This window comes from Pontibacter populi (genome assembly GCF_019336435.1).
Taxonomy (GTDB): Bacteria; Bacteroidota; Bacteroidia; order Cytophagales; family Hymenobacteraceae; genus Pontibacter; species Pontibacter humidus.
Window position 1 is genome coordinate 132,362 of the sequence record NZ_JAHWXQ010000001.1, and the last position, 22,185, is coordinate 154,546.

Sequence of the window (22,185 nt, forward strand, 5' to 3'; positions counted from 1 at the left end):
CACAAATGCCTGCTCACAGTCTGTAAGCAGGCATTTGTATGTTAAAGTTGCAAGTGATCCCGTTTGGATTCGAACCAAAGACCTACTGCTTAGAAGGCAGTTGCTCTATCCAGCTGAGCTACGAGACCATGGGTACAGCTATTTACTGTATCCTTTAAACAAAAAATTTCGGAATTGCTTCCGAAATTTTTAAGTCGGGGTGGCAGGATTCGAACCTACGACCTCCACATCCCAAATGTGGCGCGATACCGGGCTACGCTACACCCCGAACTATGCTTTCAACTCCGGTGAACACTTGCGTGTTTTATTGTTGAACGCGGTGCAAAAGTAAGAGAAGTTTTTAAACTGTCAAAACAAATTTTAAAAATATTTCTCTTGCGGAGGAGGGGGGATTCGAACCCCCGGTACCGTTACCAGTACGGCAGTTTAGCAAACTGCTGGTTTCAGCCACTCACCCACCCCTCCGGGCCTCTTTCTGCTAAAGAGTATGCAAACTTACAAAAACTTTACGACCGCGCAATAGCCTCTCTCAAAATTTAAACACCTTTTTCAGCCAAATTAACCAACCCTCTCCCCCGGTTTCAGCTTAAGTAATTGATACTAAATCAACTTACCATTATCCTACTGACAAAAGTTTTTTCGGCTTGGACACAAAAAACTTTTAAAAGTGCGTTTCTGAGGCTGGAAGTGCATAGTTACAGGCTGCAGTTAATTCTTATCTTTGTAACCTGCCTGGCTGTAGATTACCACAAACTATAAAATACGGGCCGCAATTTTTACACAATCATGACCTGGTACCAGACCATCACCCTGCTCGAGATTCTGTTCGGTGCGCTCTTTTTTGGGCTGTACGCAGGCTATCTGTGGCGTGTGCGTCGTATTGCGCATTTCTTCGGGCAGCGACCACATGGGGTCTGGGTTAAATTCGTGCTGCGCCATCTCTACCTTATTCTTATAGTTATAGCTATCCTTGGGCCATCGTTCGGCGCCATGAAAAAGGAGATCAGAACGATTGGCAAGGACCTGTACATTGCGGTGGATCTTTCGGCTTCTATGAACGCGACAGATGTGCAGCCCTCACGCCTCGAAAAATCTAAACAGGAAATCCAGCGCCTAATCACACGTTTCAACTCCGACCGGATGGGACTGATGATCTTTGGGGATGACGCCTATATACAAAGCCCGCTTACCTATGACCAGAATGCCCTGCAACTATACACACGCACGCTAAATACCAACCTGCTGCCCAACACCGGCACAAACTACGAGCCCGTGTTGCAGCTTGCCCTCGAAAAATTCGGGCAGTTAGGTAACAGCCCTGCGGCAGAGCAAAAAGCCCGGGTGCTGGTATTAATTAGCGATGGCGAGGATTTTGGAGATCAGGTAGAGCAACTGGCCGAGCAGCTTCGTGAGCAGAACATCAGGGTATTTACGCTTGGCGTGGGCACCACCGAAGGCAGCCGCATACCAGTAGGCAACACGTATAAGCGCGACAACGATGGCAATATAGTAACTACAAAACTGAACCCGGAGCCACTTGCTAAACTGGCAGAACTGACCAATGGGCAATACTTTGAGGTAAACGACCGGGTGAGTGAAATAAGCAGGCTGGTAAGCGCTATTAATAATATAGAAGGCGAGCTGCGCGAAAGCAAAACAATAGATGTAACAGCCAACAAGTACGTGTACCCACTAGCACTTGCGTTACTACTTATTCTGCTGGATGCGCTGCTAACTATAAAGATCGTACGGATATGAAAATGTGGCTGGCGATACTTCTTTTCCTGAGCATACCCGGATCCGGTATTCAAACCATTTCCAGGATAAACGATTATACCGTACGCGCTGCTAAAGCCTACGAGAAGGAGAACTACGCCGAAGCCATAACCGCTTACGAATACCTGCTGGAAGACCTGGAGGTACAAGACGACCAACTGCGCTTAAACCTGGCACATGCTTATTTCAAAGCCGGTCTCTGGGCTGATGCACAGTATCAATACCGTTTGCTGGCCGATCATACATCTGGCCACATCCGGTCGGTGGTGCACCTGCAGTTAGGCAACATTGCCAGTTACAGTAAAAAATACGCACAAGCCCTCTCGCTGTACCGTAACTCCCTGGTGGCAAACCCTGAAAACGAGACCGCCCGCTACAACTACGAACTCCTTAAAAAGTACCTGGAACTGCACCCGGAGAAAGCTGAACAGGACAAACCGGACCCGGAACTGGATCAACCTGATGGCCAGCAGTTGCCGCCTGCTGCAGAAGAAAACCTGGAACCACAGCCGAAACAAAACCCGGACGCCAAGGGCGATCACGAACAGGAAACTGATACACCACAGCCAGACCCGGCCGGTCAGGATCAAAAACAAGGTGGGCAAAGCAATCGGTCTAAGCAAAAAGACAAAGAAGAGGCAGCCGGCAACGAGCAAGGAGATACCGAAGGGCAGCAACTCAACAGCCAGTTCGACCCTAACCAGAAAAACCCGCGCGGTAGCAACGAAAATGCAGCCGCAGACGATAGTCGTGCCCGAACACAAATAGAGAGACAACAGGTAAAGATCAGTGCTGAGAAAGCAAAGATGCTGCTCAACGCCATGCGCGACGCAGAACTGCAATACCTGCAACAGCTTCCTAAAAAAGCGAAAAGCCAGAAAGACAACAGCAAACCAGACTGGTAAACTATAGTTTGCCTTCTCCCCTCCCAACTTTAAACTATAAAAAACCTCAGCTTATTTTTTGAATTCACAAACCGATTGGTTTATTTTGTCGCAACATTATCTATGGAAACTATAACCAAAGCCGAACGCACGCGCCAGTACATAATCGAACAGGCAGCACACTTGTTTAACCAACGTGGTTATTCCGGTACTTCGTTACAGGATATCATGGCTGCAACCGGGCTTACGAAAGGTGGCATTTATGGTCATTTCGAGAGTAAGGAAGAGATTGCGCTCGCGGCTTTCAACTATGCGTCCGGTATTATTCTGCAATTGCTTTCGCAAACTGTAAATGCTCACAAAACAGCGGTAGCTAAGCTGGAAGCGTTGCTGGACTTTTACAAAAAGTATCTCATTTCCCCGCCTATTACCGGTGGTTGCCCTGTTTTAAACACATCTGTAGAAGCCGACGACACCAACCCACTGTTGCGCGCCAGTGTGGTAAAAGTGCTCAATAAAATGCACCGCTCCCTCGAATACATAGTGCAGCAGGGAATACAAAATGGTGAGTTGAAAGCTACAGCTAATCCGGAGCAGTTTGCCATACTTTTTATCAGTATGATAGAGGGTGGCGTTATGGTTTCCAAGGCGTATGGTAATCCGCTTTATCTGAATACAGTTTTAAAGCAGCTGCACAAGATGATAGCTGAAATTAAAAGCTAATTTTTTTGATCATAAATAAACCAAACGGTCTTTTTTAAATTTATCAACTATGAACGAGACATCACTACCAAAGTACCCGGAAAGCGCTTCACTTATTCGTTTTGAAGACTGCGACCCGTTCGGCCACCTGAACAACGGCCGCTACACCGATTACTTTCTGAACGCCCGCGAGGATCAGCTCCGTGAGAACTATAACCTGGATATTTACCGCCATATGCAGGCAGCAGGTAAAGCATGGGTGGTAACCTCGAACCAGATGGCGTACCTGCGCGAGGCCAAACTGATGGAAAAAGTAACCATACGTACGTGCCTGCGCTGGTTTACCGATACCGACATTATGATGGAAGCCCTGATGCTGGATAAGAAAACCGGCAAAATTAAATCGGTGGCCTGGATGCGCTTTAGCTATATAGATGTGAAGATTGGCAAGAAAACTAGACACGAAGATCATCTGCTGGAGCTTTTTGGCAAAGTGGCTATACTTGGCGAAGGTAAAGACCTGTTAATGTTTGAGGAACGTGTTAAGGAACTACGGCAGTCAGAAGTAGCTATTGAACAATAACTTATAGTTGCTGAAAGTTTTTTTCAGTTTTTTTCTGTCGTCTTGCAACCAATAAGGCTGTTTAAGACTCTTCCTTTTAAGTTTACGTGTGCGCTCATCATTCTGAGCTAAAACTGCATCTGATCATTTTCTGCCAAACCTGATATGAAAAAGGAACTTAAGAGTATTTTAGAAGTAATAACGCTGGCTGAGCGGCTAAAGTGCGAAATGCGCCACAGCTGGCTTACCGATGGACGACAGGAAAGTGTGGCAGAACATACCTGGCGCATGGCTTTGATGGCAGTTTTACTGGAACCTTACCTGGATGAGGAAGTTGACACCGCCCGAATGCTGAAGATGATCCTGGTACATGATCTGGTTGAGATTGAAGCAGGTGATATTCCGGCTTTTCAGCTGATGACTGAAGAGGCAAGAGCTTTAAAGCAACAGAAAGAACTGCAGGCGATTGAAAACCTGCGTGATAAACTAGGGAATGGCATCGGGCAGCACATTTTTGAACTATGGCACGAGTTTGAAGCCAAAGCCACCTACGAAGCAAAAGTAGCCAATGCCTTAGATAAACTGGAAGTACGCCTGCAACATAACCACGCCGACATTGCCACCTGGCTGGAAGTGGAACAGGAAAACGTTTTCAGAATGGGCGACCATACCGGTTTCGATTCCTGCCTCGATCAGTTAAAAGACCTGATACAGGAACAGGCAGTGCAAAAAATGGAGAAGGCTGGCATTTCCACTACAAGTGTACTGGCCCGGGTAGCATCGCAGAATGCGCTCGCTTAAAACTTTAGGTTAAGTTAAACATGTGAATGCAGGAAGCACTGGCCTAAGTCAGTGCTTTTCTGTTTTTATATTTCCTAACTATAGTTTACACTAATCAAAAGGCAAAACTATAGTTGCTATTCGTATACTTGTGCTCTCAAATTTAAATTATGGACTCAACTGCACATCACCGCCAACTCGAGAAACTATACCACAGCGCCAACATACAGCAGTTTATAGAAGGCAGCCAGCTAACCGTACAACACCAGACAGCAGAGATTACGTTGCCGGTACAGCCACAGTATAATCATGGAGCCAATGCCATGCACGGCGCTCTGTATTTTAAATTGCTGGATGATGCCGCCTATTTTGCTGTTGCTTCTATAGTTCAGGATGTGTTTATAGTTACCTCATCTTTTCAGCTAAACCTGGTGCGCCCTGTAACCGGAGGAACTATAAAAGCAGTCGGCAAAGTCAGAACGATCGGTAAAAATCTGTTTGTAGCTGAGTCTACGTTATTTAATGAGCAAGGCAAAGAAGTTGCTTTCGGTACAGGTCAGTTCATGAAAACAAACCAGCCGCTCAGCAGCCTCGACGGATACGCTGAAGTAAATTAATTATATTACCCTCAAGTATAGCCTTCTCGATGGCTGTTTTTAAAAGTGCGTTTGGTTCTAAAGTTAGAGTACCCACTGTTGCATCTGTACCCTTCCAACCTTCCTTATAACTCTTAAAGCCGTCACTAAATCACTTCTACTGATTTGTATTTATTCGTGTATCCCAATACGTTACCGCAGTTCCCTAAGCAGAAAAACACCTAAGCTGAGCTGGCTACTTATAAATTTTTTGTGTGCTTCCCTCCCATTTAATACGCCTTCTCTTACATATACTCTCCCTTTACCAGTAATTAATAAACCGTGAAGATATATCAATAACTAAAGAATGGCCTCCTTGTTCTTAAGGGTATATTCTAAACGAAAAGTAAAAAAACTATGAAAAATTTATCACAAAGAGCTACAGCCATTGCTGCTGCATTTTCAATTTTTGCATTTACTGCCTGCGACTCTAATGAAGCAACTCCCGATGCAACTTTACAATCTGATAATTCACAGGCAGCTCATCAATCCAATTCAATGAACCTGCACAAAACGTACACTGTAGAGTTGATGGAGTTGAATGGCTCTGGTGTAAGCGGCATGGCACTGATCGAATTAATGGGTAGCGAGATTGAAGTAAGTTTAGAGGCCACAGGATTAACTCCCGAAATGGAGCACATGCAGCATATTCATGGCTTTATAGAGAACAACAAAAATTCGGTATGCCCTCCCCCTTCTGCAGATACCAATGGTGATGGCCTGATAAGCTTGGTGGAGGGTATTCCTTTCTATGGACCGGTGCTGGTACCTCTCACTCCGTACCCAATGGCTGACGTAACAGGTATGGTAGATTTTATGAATCAGTATTCTATAGACAGAACAGTGAGATCCTTACAAAATAACGTAATTGTGCTGCATGGCATGTACGTTGATGGCGTTTATGATCCAACCATACCAGTAGCCTGCGGTCAGATAAAAGTAATGAACCAGGGAAAATAGGGTTAACCTACTTAACTATAAAATAAAAAGAGGAGCAGATGTAAATCTGCTCCTCTTTTATTTTAAACTATAGCTTATTGGTTGATCTCACTGGCTAACTCTGGCTCTGGTTGTGGCTCAGGCTCGAGTTCAAAACCATAGTCTTTCCCTTTCAGGATAGTCGGCACGCCCTTCTTCATCCAGATTGGCATTGGTTTGCCTTTCAGGTAATAATCAAAGAACTGCGACATTCTAACGGAAAGGTCTTTGCGGTTTTTACGCTGCACCAGGTTATGGTCTTCGCCGTTGTACACCAGCATCCAAACCGGTTTGTTTAACCTGCGGAGTGCCATAAAGTACTCGATGCCTTGGTACCACGGAACAGCACCATCCTGGTCGTTGTGCATGATAAGTAGCGGCGTTTCTACACGGTCAGCAAAGAACAGCGGCGAGTTCTCGATAAACTGCATTGGTTTCTCCCAAAGCGTTCCACCAATACGGCTCTGCGTTTTCTCGTACTGGAACTGGCGGCTCAGGCCTGTTCCCCAACGGATACCACCATACGCACTTGTCATGTTCGAGACAGGAGCACCAGCCATGGCAGCTTTAAACAGATTGGTTTTGGTAACCATATACGCGATCTGGTAACCGCCCCAGCTCTGCCCTTGCAAGGCCATGTTCTTTTCATCAATAAAGCCCTGCATCGCCAGCTTTTGCACACCTGGTATAATACAGTCCATCGCGCTCTCGCCCGGGTAACCATTTTTGTACACGATGTCCGGCACAAATACCAGGTAGCCATTACTCACATAGTAGGAGATGTTAACCGTAGAAGCACTTGGTGCAGGGATTTTATGGGCATGCAGCTCATCTGAAGAACGCTCATAAAAATAAACGATCATCGGGTACTTCTTCTTCGGATCAAAGTTCTCTGGCTTGTACAGCAAACCTTCCAGCGGAATTCCGTCCGTAGATTTCCAGTCAACTAACTCCACCGTTCCCCACAGGTAATCTTTCATTTGCGGGTTAGCGTTGCTTAGCTGCGTTGGTTTATCAAAAGTGGTTGCCGTGGTATACAGGTCCGGGAACTCCTGGAAAGAGCCCTTGCGGAACGTGAAGCGGTTCTCATTTTTAGCTTTGCGCAAACGGGTAAAGCTATTCGGAGCCATTACCAGTTGCTCAGGCTGCGCCTCTTTGCTCACATAATCACGGAAATAACCACCTGATTTATCCTTGTTATTGAAAGTGCTTAAGTAAAGCGTGGCGTTTTCTGGTATAAACTTCTCTTCATCGTCTAGCTGCTCGTATCTAAAGCTGAGCTTATTCTTGCGGCCATAGTTATCAGTCAGGTTAACAGGTGCTTTTTTACCCGTCGGGTCCAGTTTCCAGATGTCGTATTTATCATACACCAACAGGTAGCTATCATTCTCAACCCACCCTGCAGAACTATAGGAACCTGGCAGCGCCGGTATGTCATTCGATTCGTCGTAGAACGGCAAACCGATACGTTTGGTAAGGTTCAGGTTCTTGCCATTTTTAGTTGCCAGCGTGTGCCAGCTGCTATCGGTTGGTTCGTACCAATACACATAGTTTCCCTTCGGAGATAAGCGTGGATAGCCGCGCGTTTCATTCAGTACCTGCTTGCGTGTGCCTTTTTTCAGGTCGATCAGGTAAGCATCTTTACGGGTTGGTGTATCGTAACCGATGGTCATTTTGTACTTTTCGTCGCTCACACCAAGTGCCACATCACCTTCGCCGTACGCATCCAGGTACACATCCGGAATCTCCAGGGTAGCCAGCTGCTGCATTTTCTTGCCTTTCAGCTCATACATCGCCAGGAACGACTGCTTCAGATCGCGGTCCTTATTCTTAAGCTGCATCGGCTGGATAAGAGGGTCTTTGTAGGTCCAGATGTCGAGGCTAACTTTGTCTTCTTCCAGTTGGGTCGTATCTTTTTCGTAGCGGGTCGGGCGCGGGAACGTACCAAAGAAAAGGCGCTTGCCATCTTCCGAGAAATTCAGTCTGCCATGTTCACTCACCATCCAGTCTTTCGGCATACCGGCGCTCAGTGTATCGGCCAGTATTGTTTTGCGGTTGTCCTTTTTGGTCCAGTGGTGCAGGGCAAAGTAACGGATCTCAGCTTCCAGGGTATCGTTGGTTGCCACAAAAGCCAGTTGCTCACCAGCCTTATCAGCTGCCAAACCTTTGTAAGTTACTTTGCCTGTATCAATTGGCATCACTTTCAGGTCGGCGGTGCTTACGGCAAAAACGCCAGCTTTGTGCAGCGAGTCCAGCTCATCTTTCACAAAGTAAAGCATGTTGCCCTTCTCCGAGAAAGTATAGTCAATTACTCTGTCAAAGCGTTGCTCTTTACCGGTTTGCAGGTTACGCAACACCAGTTCTGTACCGTTATATTTTTTATTTTTCTTCGGAGCTTTTTTAGCTACGGCCGGTTTGGCCGCTTCCTCTTTTTTGGCTTCTGCTGCAGGCTCTGCTTTCTTTTCCTTTTTAGCCGGAAGCTCTTTCTCCAAGTGATAAGCTACCCAGTTGTTCCCGTTTTTAGGAAGCTGATAAGACTTTACCCGCGGCATCTTTACCACGTTCATATTCTCCAGCAGCACTATAGCCAGGGAATCTTTCGGCAGGTCGTCGCCTTTTTTCTTCTTCAATTTCAGCTGGCGCACTTTCTGGTACTCCGGCTTAATATTGAACACAGCATAACGGCTGTCGTTGGTAAAAGAGGCCTTGGTGCCACGCGGGTAACTGGTAAGTTTGTTGGTTACCATATCCCGGATCAGGAGTTCACCATCGCCTTCCTGAGGGTTCACATTAAACAGCACATACTTGCCGTTATCCGATATCTTTTCCCCATCCACGTTTTTCCAACTGTCGTACACGTCGTGGGTTAAAGGTTTTTTTGCTGCTTGCTGTGCCTGGGCCTGCATAAACCCGAAACTACAGCATACAGCCAGGTATAAAAATTTCTTCATCCTGGGTAAAATAGGTTAGTTAGTTTAATAGTTGATTAGTTGTTCGTATCTAAAGATAGGTAAAACCCCGAAAGGTTTAAAACATGAAGAAAGTTATAGCTAAAACTACAGATAGTTTATAGTTTACCTTCTTAAAGGACAAGATAAGCTTTGAAGCTAGAGAGTTTAGGAGTTAAAGAGTTTGTGAGTTAAAAAGTTAGAAGGTTAGAAAGTTTAGAAGTAGGGTGCTTGCGGTAACTTTCAGGTGTGCTCTAATGTTGCTAACAGAGAAGTGAGAGTCAGTTACAACCTCAGAACTAAGTACATCATTAGGTCTGATCTTAAACTCACAAACTCTTTAACTACCAAACTCCTAAACTCTCCAACTTCCTTACCTAACGTTCGTTTGTTTTTAACTATAAATCCTGATAATTTCACAGTACCAATTAAATCCTTACAAAATCATGCAAACTAAAGAAGTTTATATAATATCGGCTGTTCGTACGCCAATCGGTTCTTTCGGTGGTGCACTGGCAAGCCTTTCTGCAACTGAGCTTGGTGCGGCGGCTATTAAAGGCGCTGTAGAAAGAGCTGGTATCGATAAAAACCTGGTGCAGGAAGTTATCATGGGTAACGTACTGTCTGCCAACGTTGGCCAGGCGCCGGCACGCCAGGCAGCTGTTAAAGCTGGTTTAGGCTACAATGTTGAGTGTACAACTATAAATAAGGTGTGTGCTTCAGGTACTAAAGCGATCATGTATGCTGCTCAGGCTATTATGCTGGGCCATAAGGATGTGATTGTGGCAGGTGGCATGGAGAGTATGAGCAATGTACCTTACTATGTAGAAAAAGCACGCTGGGGCGCTAAAATGGGCCATACCCAAATGGCAGATGGCCTGATCAGAGATGGTCTGTGGGATGTGTACAATGATTTCCATATGGGGAATGCTGCTGAGAACACAGCCCGCGAAATGAAGATCACCCGCGAAATGCAGGACGAATACGCGATCAGTTCTTACAAAAAGTCTGCGGCAGCTGCTGAAGCAGGTATGATGAAAGATGAGATCATCCCGGTTGAAATTCCGCAGCGTGGCAAAGATCCTATAATTGTTTCGGAAGACGAAGAGTACAGAAAAGTAAGCTTCGATAAGATTCCTGGTCTGCGTCCAGTATTTGATAAAGAAGGTTCAGTAACGGCTGCCAACGCATCTACTTTAAATGATGGTGCTGCTGCCCTTGTACTGATGAGCAAGGAAAAAGCTGAAGAACTTGGTGTGAAGCCGATCGCGAAGATCCGTGGTTTTGCTGATGCCGAGCAGGATCCGATCTGGTTTACAACTACGCCAGCTCTGGCTATTCCGAAAGCACTTAAAAATGCAGGTGTAACCCCGGAAGAAGTAGATTTCTACGAGATCAACGAAGCATTCTCGGTGGTATCTATTGCTAACAACCAGAAACTTGGCCTGGAAGGTGGTAACGTAAACGTGTTTGGTGGTGCTGTGTCGCTTGGTCACCCGCTAGGAGCATCGGGTGCGCGTATTGTAACCACACTTTGCAACGTACTGGATAAAAAAGGCGGTAAAATTGGTGTAACCGGTATCTGTAATGGTGGCGGCGGTGCTTCTGCCCTGGTTATCGAGAAACTATAGTCTAACTTATAGTTTGCTCTGAGCATGATTAAACTTCGTTTTTGCAGGCGAAAATTGTTCCTTTAGGGTTCTGACTAAACGATTTATGAGCCGCATAGCAGCGCTACGTGGCGAAGAAATGGTGAAGTCAGGTTCCTGAAGGGGCAGTTTGCAGCGCAAAGAATGAAGTATAATCATGCTCTAAGGCATACATTTTGCAGGAAGCCTTACGTTTAAACGTAAGGCTTCTTTTTTATACCTTAGCTACAGATTAAACTGATTACTATAGTTTTGGTGTTTACCTATACGAAAGATACGAATGTCATTAGAGACTGAATTAGTTAAGTTCTGGGATTGGGCCAACATGACTCCTGAAACTTATAACGAAGAAAGAGGATTAGGCGAATGGGAAATCGAATATCCAGGCTGGGATGAACTATACAAAGTAGCCGACGAAGCACTCGAACAGTTGAACAAGGAATTTAACCATGACCTGGCCCAATTACTGGTTTACGCCCTGGCTATAGATAATGAATCCGGAACGGTGCTGCAGAAAGTGGATGAAAAGTTAGAGAACAAACTGCGGTTCGTAAAGAAAGCTATCAATTCGGATCAGTCGCAGGCACGTTGGCAAGCGGCCGAGTTGCTTGGTAACTCAGAAGTAGAAGACCGTGAAAAGTTGCTTGTTAACCTTATCAGCCGTGATAAAGATAAGTACGTTATCAGGAGGGCATTGATGAGCCTGGATAAGGTGAACCATACCAAAGCGGCTGAGTTTGCGAAAGGCTTTTTAAAGGACCCGGATCCGTTTATGAAATTAGTATCAAAAGAAATCGTTAAAAAGAAAGCCTGAACTATAGGTTAGTCATTCCATTGTACTCCATCCGTATGTATAAATTATTTTCAGTTCTGTTTACCCTCTCCCTGGTAAGCACTCTTGCCGTAGGGCAAGCCCGAAAAGTGGTAACCTACCACGACCAGGCCCGGACAACTATAAAAGAGGTTTATTTTATGAAACCGGATTCGGCTATAGTTGGCAACTATGTTCGCTACTACCCCACCGGCGAAAAAGAAGCTTTTGCCAAGTTTGTGGAAGGTAAAAAGGACAGCGTTTTCACGGAGTTCTATCCAAATGGCAAGCCTAAAATTAAGGTAACATATAAGCTGGACGTGAAGCAGGGACCTTTCCAGGCGTTCCATCCGGATGGCCGTTTGATGCAGGAAGGCAGCTATGAGAATGACCAGCAAAGCAGCCTGTTCAAAACGTTTTACGATGATGGCAAGATTCGGAAAGAGACCACTTTTGTAAAGGGCTTCCCCGAAGGATTGGTGAAAGAATACTACCCTGATGGCAAGGTAAAATCAGAGATATACTATAAGAACAGCCAGCAAAGCGGTCCGGCCAAAACATACTACCCGAATGGCCAGCTAGAGAGCGATGCCAACTATAGAGCTGGTATGCTGGAAGGCTCTTATAAAACCTACTACCAAGATGGGCAACTGCAACAGGAAGTTATAAATGTAGCAGGTCAGCGTCACGGCACTTTCAAAAGCTATTTCCCGGATGGTAAGCTAAGTACTGAAGGCGGCTTTGCAGCCGGCAAAATGAACGGTCCAAGCAAATCTTACTTCCCGAACGGTCAGTTAAGAAGTGTTATAAACTATAAAAACGGTGAGCCAACCGGCCAGACGCAATTCTTTTATGAAGATGGCACCCTGCGTGAAGAGGGCAACTATAGCAACAACGGCGCCGATACCAAAGTAACCACTTATTATGCCAGCGGACATATTAAGGCAGAGGAAGAGTTTAAAAACAAACTGCAGCAGGGCAACTGGAAAACGTACTTCGATGAGCCCGGTAAAAAGGTAAGCACCAGCGAAGTATATGACAAAGGGAAACTTCAAGGTGATCAGCTTACATTCCACGAAAATGGGCAGGTAAAATCAAAAGCGGTTTACAAAGATGGTAAAATAATAGGTCTCAGCTACGAGTATTACCCTTCAGGCAAAGTTAAATCAGAAACGGAGCACAAAGACGGCAAGAAATTCGGCGCTTACAAGCAGTACTTCGAAAACGGAAAACTGGAAGTGACGGGCAAGCACATCAATAACAAAAAAGTAACCACCTGGAAACACTACAACGAAGATGGCAAAGTTGTCAAAACTATAGTTTACAAGGATGGTAAGGTTGTAGAGGAGAAATAGAAAAGTATTAGAGCTACCGATTTTAATTAAAAGGAAAGCTATAGTTTACAGGGACAGACTACGGTCTGTCCTTTTTCTTTAGCTTTAACTATAGCTCTTTAGTTTCTTTGAAGAGTAGGGCTGTTTGAGCGCTGTCCTGCCGCAAGTTTACAACTTGTGGTTTTTAATGGTGTTGAGTTTTCAACTCAACTGGGCCAGAGGCCCAAACTATAGTTCGTCACGAGCAAGGACGCTCGCGACATGGAATACTGTATAGTCTGGAATAACCAGTTAAGCGTCCTTACTAGCATTCAGCGAGTGTAGACGATCTGGCAGACTCTGGCCGCGACAGTTAATATTTCAGTAATTTGGGAACCGCTCTTTGGGACTTCTGAGTCCGGAAGCTCTCTGCAGGGGACATCCTTGTCCCAGTACATTTACGCGGCTTAGGAAGTCCGCGACAGGCAAAGTTTCGGACAGAGATGTCCGAAACAGCAATTTATTGTCTTTAGCTTCACAACTATGGTAAAAACTAACATAAACAAAAAGGCACTTCCCAACTATAGGAAGTGCCTTTCTTATAAATAGCTATAGTTACTTAGTAAGCTCTTACTGCTTTTTTCTCCACAAAATTCATGAACGCACGGTTCACAACTCTGGTACCACCCGGTGTTGGGTAGTTGCCTGTGAAGTACCAGTCGCCTCTATGGTTCGGGCAGGCCAGGTGCAGGTCTTCTATAGTTTGATAAATTACCTGTACTTCAGCTTTCACTCCCGGCGCTTTCACAATTTCAGAAACTTTGGCAGAGATCTCGTCATGCGTAAACAGGTCGAAAAGCTCTTTTACAAAGTTGGTTTCTTTAAACGCTTCAGTTCCTTCTACAGCCTGGCATTTATCGTACACTTCATCAATTTTGTAGTATAAGCCCCGGTCTTCAAGCAACGCTAACATGGCACGGAAAGCTACGAACTCTTTTAAGCGGCTCATATCAATGCCATAGCAATCCGGGTAACGGATCTGCGGCGCGCAGGAAACGATAATGATCTTTTTCGGGTCCAGTTTGTCCAGCATCTTAATGATAGACTTCTCTAGTGTAGTACCACGAACAATAGAATCATCCAGCACAACCAGCGTATCTATCCCCTTCTTCACTACTTCATAAGTCGTGTCGTAGACGTGCGTTACCAGGTCGTCGCGGTTGTTGTCGTCGGTAATAAAGGTGCGGAGCTTAACATCTTTAATTACCAGCTTTTCAGCGCGTGGCTTAAACTGCAGAATGTCGTCCAGTTCCTCTTCAGTAAGCTGCTGGTTCAGAATTGCTTGTTTGCGGTAGGTACGCAGGTAGTCTTCGATTCCCTTCATCATGCCCAGCCAGGAGGTTTCGGCGGTGTTCGGGATATAAGAGAAAACGGTATTTTTAAGATCGTAGTTAACAGCTTCCAGAATCTGACCACAAAGGCGCTTGCCCATGTTTTTGCGCTCTTCATAAATTTCCGGATCGTTACCTCGGGAGAAGTAGATGCGCTCAAAGCTGCACGATAACTTTTCGCGCGGCTCTATAATCTCTCTCAGCGATGGATTTCCTTCTTTATCAACTATAAGCGCATGTCCCGGCGTAATTTCCTTGATAGCACTATAATCAACATCAAAAGCAGTTTTAATAGCCGGCTTTTCAGACGCCACCACTACTACTTCATCATCTATGTAATAATAAGCCGGACGAATGCCATTCGGGTCGCGGACAACAAACGATGCACCGTAACCGGTAAGGCCTGCCATGGCATAACCACCGTCAAAATCTTTACCGGCACGTTTTAAAACATGCTCCAGGTCAAGGTTCTCCTCTATCAGGCTGGTTATTTCTTTATTGGTAAACTCGTGCTTGTAAGATTCGAACAGCTCCTGGTTTTCTTCGTCCAGGAAGTGGCCGATCTTTTCCAGAACGGTTATAGTATCAGACTTTTGTTTTGGATGCTGACCAAGTTCGATCAGTTTCTGGAACTGTTCTTCTACGTTGGTCATGTTAAAGTTACCGGCAACAGCAAGGCTGCGGCTTCGCCAGTTGTTTTCGCGCACCATCGGGTGGCAGTTATCCACGCTGTTTACGCCGTGTGTGCCGTAACGCAGGTGGCCCAGGTACACATCGCCCAGGAAAGGCATGTTATTCCATACCCAGCTGATATCTTCCGCTTTTTCCGGGTTACTTTCTTTCAGCTCTTTGTACTCTTTGCCGATCTTGCCAAAAATGCTGTCGATGGCGCGGGTCTTTACAGAGCGGAAACGGCTGATGTATTCCATGCCCGGTCCGGCATCTATTTTAATACTGGCAACACCTGCCCCGTCCTGGCCACGGTTATGCTGCTTCTGCATAAGCAAAAACAGCTTGTTAACGCCGTACATGGGCGTGCCATACTTCTCAACGTAATACTCAATTGGTTTTCGGAGCCTTATGAGGGCAATACCGCATTCGTGTTTTATTGAATCGCTCATGTTTGCTGTTAAAGTGTCTGTGCCAACAGTTTTTCGATCCAGTGCAGCAGCAGGTCGGGCTTAAAAAACAGGACCAGCAGCGGCAACGCAAAAAACCCCAGCAGCAGCTTATTCGACAGTGAAATAACTAATTTTTCTTCAGTATAATTCCTTTTAAAGAAAAGGTAGTATGGAATCCTGATATAATAGAATAGCGCAACGCCGGTAAGCAGCACACCCGCTACTAAAAGTACCAGCAGCATGGTTTGGTTCGATGAACTATAGGCTTCCCAGACATTGCTAAAAATTAACAGCTTACCCATAAATCCAGCTAAAGGTGGAAGACCGGTTAATGATAGCAGGTACAACAAAGCCATCAGGCCCAGGTAAGGTAATTTGTGCCCTAAGCCGGTAAAGTGCTCCAGCCTGGTGACTCCAAAATTCTCTTCGGATATCTGCAGAAACAGGAAAATGCCGTAGTTCATGAACAGCAACACCGACAGGTAAAACAGCACACTCGAACTATAGTTGGTACCAAAAGCCAGCAAGGCCATCAGCAGGAAACCCGCATGCGAAACGGAAGAATAAGCCATCAGCCTGCGTGGCGTTTTTTGCCAGAGTGCTGTAAAATTACCAATGATAAGTGTCGCCAAGGCTGCAATGCTCAGGAACCAGAGTATATCATCGAAATAAGAGGCTACAGCCGGATCGGAGAAGGCTGCCACGAAACGAAGTATAACAATGATACCCGCCATTTTAGGACCTGTTGAGAACAAGGCAACGATGGGCATAGGTGCTCCCTGGTAAATATCCGGCACCCAGAAGTGGAAGGGCGCAGCAGATATCTTAAAGAAAAAGCCTGCAAATACAAGTATAGCTGCTATAGTTACCAGCAGGTAATCGGCCTGCAGAAGTGCCTGCCAGAAAGTGCCTTCGGTATAGTTTAGGGAACCGGTAAAGCCATAGAAAAACGACATACCATACAGCATCACCCCTGCCGATAAGGTACCGTAAAGGATATATTTCAGGCCGGCTTCTACAGCGCGTTTTTCGTGTTTTAAGGTTAGTGTAAGAATGTAAGATGCTATGGATACAAGCTCGATAGCCAGGAAAACCATGAGCAGGTTAATGGACTTCGCCATCAGGTTCAGACCCAGCACCAGCATCAGGATCAAAGCAAAGTATTCCCCTTTACCTTCTTTCAGATTTTCCAGGGACCTGCTTTGGAGTGACAGAAGTGTGGTAAAGATGCCTGCAGCGCTAAATAGGATTCCGCCGTAACGGGCCAGTCCATCGGAGCGCAGCAAATTTAGAAACTGCACGCCACCTGATGTATAGCCGCCTAAGATTTGAAGTACAAAAGCGGAAAAAAGCCCGGTAAGTGCCAGCCACGGCAGCAGCTGTTTTATAGTTTTAGATTTAAAAAGATCGAGCGTGACCAGAAGCAGAAAGAAACCAGCCAGCAATAACTCAGGCAACAGCGAACCTGCCCCGGCTATAATGGCGTCGATCTTATCAGATAATAATACTGCCTGTTCGTTCACTTACTTAATCTATTATTTTTTGCTGTTTCGGATTTCTTAATCCGAAACTAAAGCTGAAGCGGATTTCCAAATCCGCATTTATAGTATAATGGGGATTAGGAAATCCCCAGCATCCTGCTTCCGGACTTGGAAGTCCGGAAGAGCATTTATTTACTTAATGATCGTAGACAACACCATATTTAGCTGTTCCTGCCCGCTTCTGAGCACCAGTTCTGTAAAGCCCTGTGCCGTCATTCCAATTTTATCCAACAGCAGGTGCGGGAAAATGCCGAACAGAAACGCAAGAATGGCCAGCGGCACCAACATCAGGTATTCTCTCCTATTCAGGTCTGACATAGTTGCTTTCTCGCGCAGTTCCGGGAATATCCAGTACTTGCCAAAGAACATGCGCTGCAGCGCCCACAGGTAATAAGCAGCCGCCAGTAATAAGCCAAAAACAGCAACTATAGTTAGCCAGCGTGGCAACAGTCCGGTTATATCAGGAGAGCTAAAGCCACCTACCAGTACCAGCAATTCCGCAATAAACCCAGAGAAACCAGGCAAACCCAGTGATGCAAAGAAAGCAATTACCACAAACGTAGTGTAAGCCGGCATACGCTTGGCCAGACCACGGAAGTTCAAGATCATGCGGTCGTGGGCGCGGTCATAAATAACACCAACTACCAGGAAGAGCATCGCTGAAATGATACCGTGACTGAACATCATATAAATCGCACCGTTCACGCCTTCCGAAGTAAGCGAAGCCAAACCCAGCAACACAAAACCCATGTGCGATACCGACGAGTAAGCGATCAGCTTTTTCAAGTCGTTCATGGCCAGCGCGCAAAGGGCACCATAGATAATGGAAAGCACGCCCAGGCCGCCAACCAACACGGCAAAATAAGCACCGGCATCCGGGAAGATCGGGTAAACGATTCGGATCAGACCATAACCGCCCACCTTTAAAAGTATGGCAGCCAGTAAAACAGAAATAGGCGTTGGAGCCTCCACGTGCGCGTCCGGGAGCCAGGTATGTACCGGCACCGAAGGCACTTTAATGGCAAAACCGGCAAACAATAACAGGAAGGCAATAAAACGGATAGGCAAATCCCACAGCACCGTACCGGAGAACACATGCAGCAAACTACCTGGTATAAAGTTGGCAGGATCCATCATGGCCGGGATACTGAATGTGCGGACGAGATCTGCACCCTCGATAACATTTTGCTGCAAAGATTGCTGCACCTGCAGGATCGTATCCGGATTAATTCCGCTGGTTTGCAGCATGCCTAATTGTGCTGCTGTAGCTAACGGGTCGATCACAGATGTATATAACCCGATCATCACAATCAGGATAAAAAGCGAACCAACCAACGTGTAAATAAAGAACTTGATAGCAGCGTATTCGCGTTTCGGACCACCCCAGATACCGATCAGGAAGTACATCGGAAGGAGCATGAACTCGAAGAACAGGTAAAACAGGAAGAAATCCAGGGCCAGGAAACAACCCATTACGCTGGTTAACAATAACAGGTAGAGCAGAAAATAGCCCTTCACGTTCTTCTTTATAGTCCAGGATGAGATAACGCCGATAACGCCAATAATGCCTGTGAGCAGCACCATGCTGATACTGATGCCATCTACACCCACAAAATACTCGATCTGGAAACGACCAAGGCTACCCAATGAAAAGCCGATCCAGTTTAGTTTCTCTACAAACTGATAGCCCTGTTGCCCGTTGGCTGCGGCGGTACCATCAAAGCGGAAGTATAAAACTATAGCCAGCACCATCTGCACCAACGCACCCAGCAATGCTACTACCTTCGCCGGCTTTTGCAGACGAGCGGGCATAAGCAGCAATACAAGCGCTGCTAATAAAGGTGAAAAAATAAGGCTACTAAGTATAAAATCCATCAACTGTTTTTATGGTTGATTGTTAATCGCTGATTGATAATTGCTGGCGGTTGGTTTTAACACTCCTCCTGCAAAATCTTATAATCTCAAAAATCTTAGTCCCAAAGATACTTTAAAACAAGACGATATATAGTATAACCAAAATAAATCCGAAAAGCGAATAGGCATAATAACTCTGTACTTTCCCATTCTGCAGGTTCCGGCCAAGCATTCCGAATACCTTCGACAGTGCTCCTACCAGCCACACCGACCCATCTACTACCAGTCTGTCGAACCAACTCACCATTTTCGAGAGCACGACCAGCCATTTACTGCCATAGTTCAGGGTATAATCTATGATGCGTTTATCGACACGGTAAAGCGTAGTAGCTGTCCAGAGTACCGGCTTTACAAAAGATGTGTTAAAGAAAGTATCAAGGTAAAAGTGGTTATAGCTGAGTCGGGCAAAGGTGCTGTTCAGCTGCTCGCCTGCTAGTTGTTCGCTCGTTTTCCGGTTATATTTGATGAGCGCTATCGCTATTCCGACTGCCGCCAACAATGCAGAAGCCACTCCGATTACAATGTGCACCAGGTGGTTTCCATTATCCTGTATAGTTATAGCCTGCATCAGGTTATCAGCAAGCAGGCCAAACGAGAAATTTTCTAGACCGATACCGTTTACAACCCAACTACCGCTAAAACTCAAAGGGTTTAAGGAGAAGAAAATACCTAACGATAGTAGAGCCAGTACAATTACCGGAACCAACATGACACGCTCCGTTTCCAGTTTTGCAGAGAAGCGAATCTGGGTCACATTGAAAGGCGCCCGGAAATTGCCGAAGAACATGAACCACATGTGGCGCGTCATATAATACGCTGTCAGCACCACTACTACAAAGCCGGTTATCGGAACTATAAAGTATACTAAATTACCGTTTGCGCTCATAGTTTGCGCCCATGCCCAGCTAACCGAAAGGATAGCATCTTTGGAAAGGAAACCTGATGTAAGCGGAATGCCTGCCAAAGCAGCAGTTGCCAGCAAGTAACTGTAAAATGTGAATGGCATAGTTTTGCGCAGCCCACCCATATTCCTAATATCCTGAGGATCTATGTTTTCCAGGTGTGCGTGGTGCAGCCCGCGGTGCATGGCATGAATGATAATACCGGCATTCAGGAACAACGCTGCCTTAAAGAAAGCATGTGTGGTCAGGTGGAAAAGCGACGCATCATACGCGCCCGTTCCCATTCCCATTACCATATAGCCCAGTTGCGAAATGGTAGAAAATGCCAGCACCGCTTTAATGTCGAATTGGTTCAGTGCAGCAAGCGCTCCGAGCAAAGCTGTAATGGCCCCAACTATAGCGATAATGGTTAGTGCATCCGGGGTAAAAAAAGCATAGCATCGTGCCAGTAAGTAAACACCTGCCGCCACCATAGTTGCGGCGTGTATCAGCGACGAAACCGGCGTAGGACCCTGCATGGCATCGGGTAACCAAATCTGCAACGGAAACTGCGCCGACTTGCCCACACAACCCATAAACAAACCTAATCCGGCTAAAGTCAGCAGCAATGGGCTCAGTTCCAGCAGCCAGGGCTCTCCATTTAAACTATAGGTAACTATGAAATTATTATTTAGCCACTCACCTGAGCCGATAAGTGTTCTGAGGGCTTCCAGGTCGAAAGTGCGGAAATAGGTGTAGAGGGCAAACAAACCGAGCAGCAGACCAATATCCCCTACTCTGTTCACCAGGAAAGCTTTTTTATTGGCTGCCACCACTGCCGGCCGCTCAAACCAAAAACCTATGAGTAGATAGGAAGACAAACCTACCAGTTCCCAGAAGATAAAAAGCAGCAACAGGTTATCTACCAGCACAATACCCAGCATACTAAACGTAAACAGACCCAGGTAGGCAAAATAGCGATGATAGCCTGTGTCGCCGTGCATATACCCTACCGAGAACAACTGCACCAGCGTGGAGATAAAGGTCACGATCACCAGCATGAGCACCGTGAGGTTATCCAGCAGTATACCGGCTGTAAAATCGGAAACTATAATGGAGGGCAGGCTAAACCAGACGGTGCGGGTATGATAGGTTGCAGTGTTCCAGGTTTGAGTGAAAAGATAAACCGAAAGTGCAAAAGTGATTGCTGAAATGCCAATCGCCAGCCAATCGCCACGGCGGGGCAGGCGCTTACCGAAACTAAACAGTACCATAAAAGCCAGAAGCGGCAGCAACAACACTACCAGTGCAGTAGTGGTTTGGGGCGTGCCAGCCAGTGGCTTTAAAAGTTGGGTAAGCTCCAAGTTTAGGTTTATAGTTTCAGTTGTGTGCAGTTTTCAGCTGCCAAAGTTAAGTATATTGCTTAAATTTTATACTTATAGTTGCGTGTTGATCAACCGTAAGGTTTACTTATTAATGTCGGTTACAATCTCGCTCAGATTGGCAGTTTTGAAATGCTGATACACGCGCAGAACTATGGCTAAGGCAACAGCTGCTTCGGCGGCGGCAATAACTATAACGAACAGGGAGAACAACTGCCCCTGCAATAATTGCGGATCATGACGGCTAAAAGCTACCAGGTTCAGGTTGGCCGCGTTAAAGATCAGCTCAATCCCCATTAGTACCACCACCGCATGGCGTTTGGTAATAACTGCCAGTATGCCGATGCTAAAAAGCACCGCACTCAGCAGCAAAATATGTTCTAAGGGAATATTCATGCTTATACTTTCTGTTTGTCAGTGGCAATGTAAGCAGCACCCATCAGGGCAATAAGTAGCAACAATGAGGCTATCTCGAATGGCAGTACGAAATCCGTCATCAGTTTTATACCAATTGTTTGCACCGTGCTTTTCTGGTTGCCCAGTACATCCATTTCCATTGTTTGCAGCCATGGCAGCGAGCTGATATTGGATTTAAGGATACTATAGCTTAGCCCCACAACTATAAGCCCGGCCACCAGCGCACCCCAAACCGTATTCACGTTCTCCGACAACAACGATTTATCTTGCACGCGACTGCTGAGCATGATACCGAAAAGTATCAGCACCAACACCCCACCCACATATACCATAAGTTGGGTAACAGCTATAAAATCAGCAAACAGCAGCACGTAAATGCCAGCTATACTCAGTAATACTATCAGCAGCGAGAAACCAGCGTACAGCAGGTTACGCGTCAGCACCATGTATGCCCCCGAGACTATAGCCAGTATTGCGAAGATGTAGAAAAGCACGATTCC

17 protein-coding genes and 3 tRNA genes are annotated in these 22,185 nt (G+C 46.0%); 10 read left to right on the forward strand and 10 right to left on the reverse strand.

The genetic code is table 11. The features are described 5' to 3' along the window. Positions 1–54: 54 nt before the first annotated feature. The 3 genes from KYK27_RS00515 to KYK27_RS00525 form a co-directional block, all read right to left on the reverse strand. Positions 55–128: transfer RNA gene (locus KYK27_RS00515), tRNA-Arg, on the reverse strand. Between the two features lie 66 nt (positions 129–194). Beyond that, positions 195–268 (reverse strand) — tRNA-Pro (locus KYK27_RS00520). A 110-nt stretch (positions 269–378) separates the two neighbouring features. Next, positions 379–465 (reverse strand) — tRNA-Ser (locus tag KYK27_RS00525). Between the two features lie 321 nt (positions 466–786). On the opposite strand from KYK27_RS00525, the gene KYK27_RS00530 reads away from it, so the two are divergent. The 7 genes from KYK27_RS00530 (at position 787) to KYK27_RS00560 (ending at position 6,299) form a co-directional block, all read left to right on the forward strand. Beyond that, the gene (locus KYK27_RS00530; RefSeq protein WP_199108129.1) at positions 787–1,758 is read left to right on the forward strand and encodes a VWA domain-containing protein; all 972 of its coding nucleotides are present in this window, start codon (positions 787–789) and stop codon (positions 1,756–1,758) included. Further along, on the forward strand, positions 1,755–2,681 hold the full coding sequence (locus KYK27_RS00535) for an aerotolerance protein (protein ID WP_199108130.1): 927 nt from the start codon (positions 1,755–1,757) through the stop codon (positions 2,679–2,681). Before KYK27_RS00530 ends, KYK27_RS00535 begins: the two co-directional genes overlap by 4 nt. A gap of 102 nt (positions 2,682–2,783) precedes the next feature. Beyond that, positions 2,784–3,383, forward strand: a complete 600-nt coding sequence (locus KYK27_RS00540; protein ID WP_199108131.1) for a TetR/AcrR family transcriptional regulator — start codon at positions 2,784–2,786, stop codon at positions 3,381–3,383. 49 nt (positions 3,384–3,432) lie between these two features. Continuing rightward, positions 3,433–3,945, forward strand: coding sequence for an acyl-CoA thioesterase (locus KYK27_RS00545; RefSeq protein ID WP_162427191.1), 513 nt, complete (start codon positions 3,433–3,435; stop codon positions 3,943–3,945). Between the two features lie 144 nt (positions 3,946–4,089). Next, complete coding sequence (locus KYK27_RS00550) at positions 4,090–4,725, forward strand: HD domain-containing protein (protein WP_199108132.1); 636 nt, start codon at positions 4,090–4,092, stop codon at positions 4,723–4,725. A gap of 149 nt (positions 4,726–4,874) precedes the next feature. Continuing rightward, the gene (locus KYK27_RS00555) at positions 4,875–5,321 is read left to right on the forward strand and encodes a PaaI family thioesterase (protein WP_199108133.1); all 447 of its coding nucleotides are present in this window, start codon (positions 4,875–4,877) and stop codon (positions 5,319–5,321) included. Between the two features lie 375 nt (positions 5,322–5,696). After that, positions 5,697–6,299, forward strand: coding sequence for a hypothetical protein (locus KYK27_RS00560; protein WP_199108134.1), 603 nt, complete (start codon positions 5,697–5,699; stop codon positions 6,297–6,299). A 74-nt stretch (positions 6,300–6,373) separates the two neighbouring features. On the opposite strand, the gene KYK27_RS00565 is transcribed toward KYK27_RS00560, so the two are convergent. Next, a complete protein-coding gene (locus KYK27_RS00565; protein ID WP_199108135.1) occupies positions 6,374–9,268 on the reverse strand; it encodes an alpha/beta hydrolase family protein in 2,895 nt (964 codons plus the stop codon). Between the two features lie 443 nt (positions 9,269–9,711). On the opposite strand from KYK27_RS00565, the gene KYK27_RS00570 reads away from it, so the two are divergent. The 3 genes from KYK27_RS00570 to KYK27_RS00580 all read left to right on the forward strand — a co-directional run bounded on the left by KYK27_RS00570 (position 9,712) and on the right by KYK27_RS00580 (position 13,080). Then, positions 9,712–10,896, forward strand: a complete 1,185-nt coding sequence (locus KYK27_RS00570; protein WP_199108136.1) for an acetyl-CoA C-acyltransferase — start codon at positions 9,712–9,714, stop codon at positions 10,894–10,896. 298 nt (positions 10,897–11,194) lie between these two features. After that, a complete protein-coding gene (locus KYK27_RS00575) occupies positions 11,195–11,728 on the forward strand; it encodes a HEAT repeat domain-containing protein (RefSeq protein ID WP_199108137.1) in 534 nt (177 codons plus the stop codon). Between the two features lie 35 nt (positions 11,729–11,763). Then, on the forward strand, positions 11,764–13,080 hold the full coding sequence (locus KYK27_RS00580; RefSeq protein WP_199108138.1) for a toxin-antitoxin system YwqK family antitoxin: 1,317 nt from the start codon (positions 11,764–11,766) through the stop codon (positions 13,078–13,080). 577 nt (positions 13,081–13,657) lie between these two features. Here KYK27_RS00580 and KYK27_RS00585 read toward each other — a convergent pair. The 6 genes from KYK27_RS00585 to KYK27_RS00610 form a co-directional block, all read right to left on the reverse strand. After that, the gene (locus tag KYK27_RS00585) at positions 13,658–15,550 is read right to left on the reverse strand and encodes an amidophosphoribosyltransferase (protein WP_199108139.1); all 1,893 of its coding nucleotides are present in this window, start codon (positions 15,548–15,550) and stop codon (positions 13,658–13,660) included. Between the two features lie 8 nt (positions 15,551–15,558). Then, the gene (locus KYK27_RS00590; protein WP_199108140.1) at positions 15,559–17,073 is read right to left on the reverse strand and encodes an NADH-quinone oxidoreductase subunit N; all 1,515 of its coding nucleotides are present in this window, start codon (positions 17,071–17,073) and stop codon (positions 15,559–15,561) included. A 150-nt stretch (positions 17,074–17,223) separates the two neighbouring features. After that, a complete protein-coding gene (locus KYK27_RS00595) occupies positions 17,224–18,966 on the reverse strand; it encodes a NuoM family protein (protein ID WP_199108141.1) in 1,743 nt (580 codons plus the stop codon). A gap of 112 nt (positions 18,967–19,078) precedes the next feature. Then, the gene (gene nuoL, locus KYK27_RS00600) at positions 19,079–21,250 is read right to left on the reverse strand and encodes an NADH-quinone oxidoreductase subunit L (RefSeq protein ID WP_233150192.1); all 2,172 of its coding nucleotides are present in this window, start codon (positions 21,248–21,250) and stop codon (positions 19,079–19,081) included. A gap of 102 nt (positions 21,251–21,352) precedes the next feature. Next, positions 21,353–21,664, reverse strand: a complete 312-nt coding sequence (gene nuoK / locus KYK27_RS00605; protein WP_233150193.1) for an NADH-quinone oxidoreductase subunit NuoK — start codon at positions 21,662–21,664, stop codon at positions 21,353–21,355. Between the two features lie 2 nt (positions 21,665–21,666). Further along, positions 21,667–22,179: an NADH-quinone oxidoreductase subunit J gene (locus KYK27_RS00610; protein ID WP_317195872.1), complete on the reverse strand. Its 513-nt coding sequence runs from the start codon at positions 22,177–22,179 to the stop codon at positions 21,667–21,669. Between the last annotated feature and the right edge of the window lie 6 nt (positions 22,180–22,185).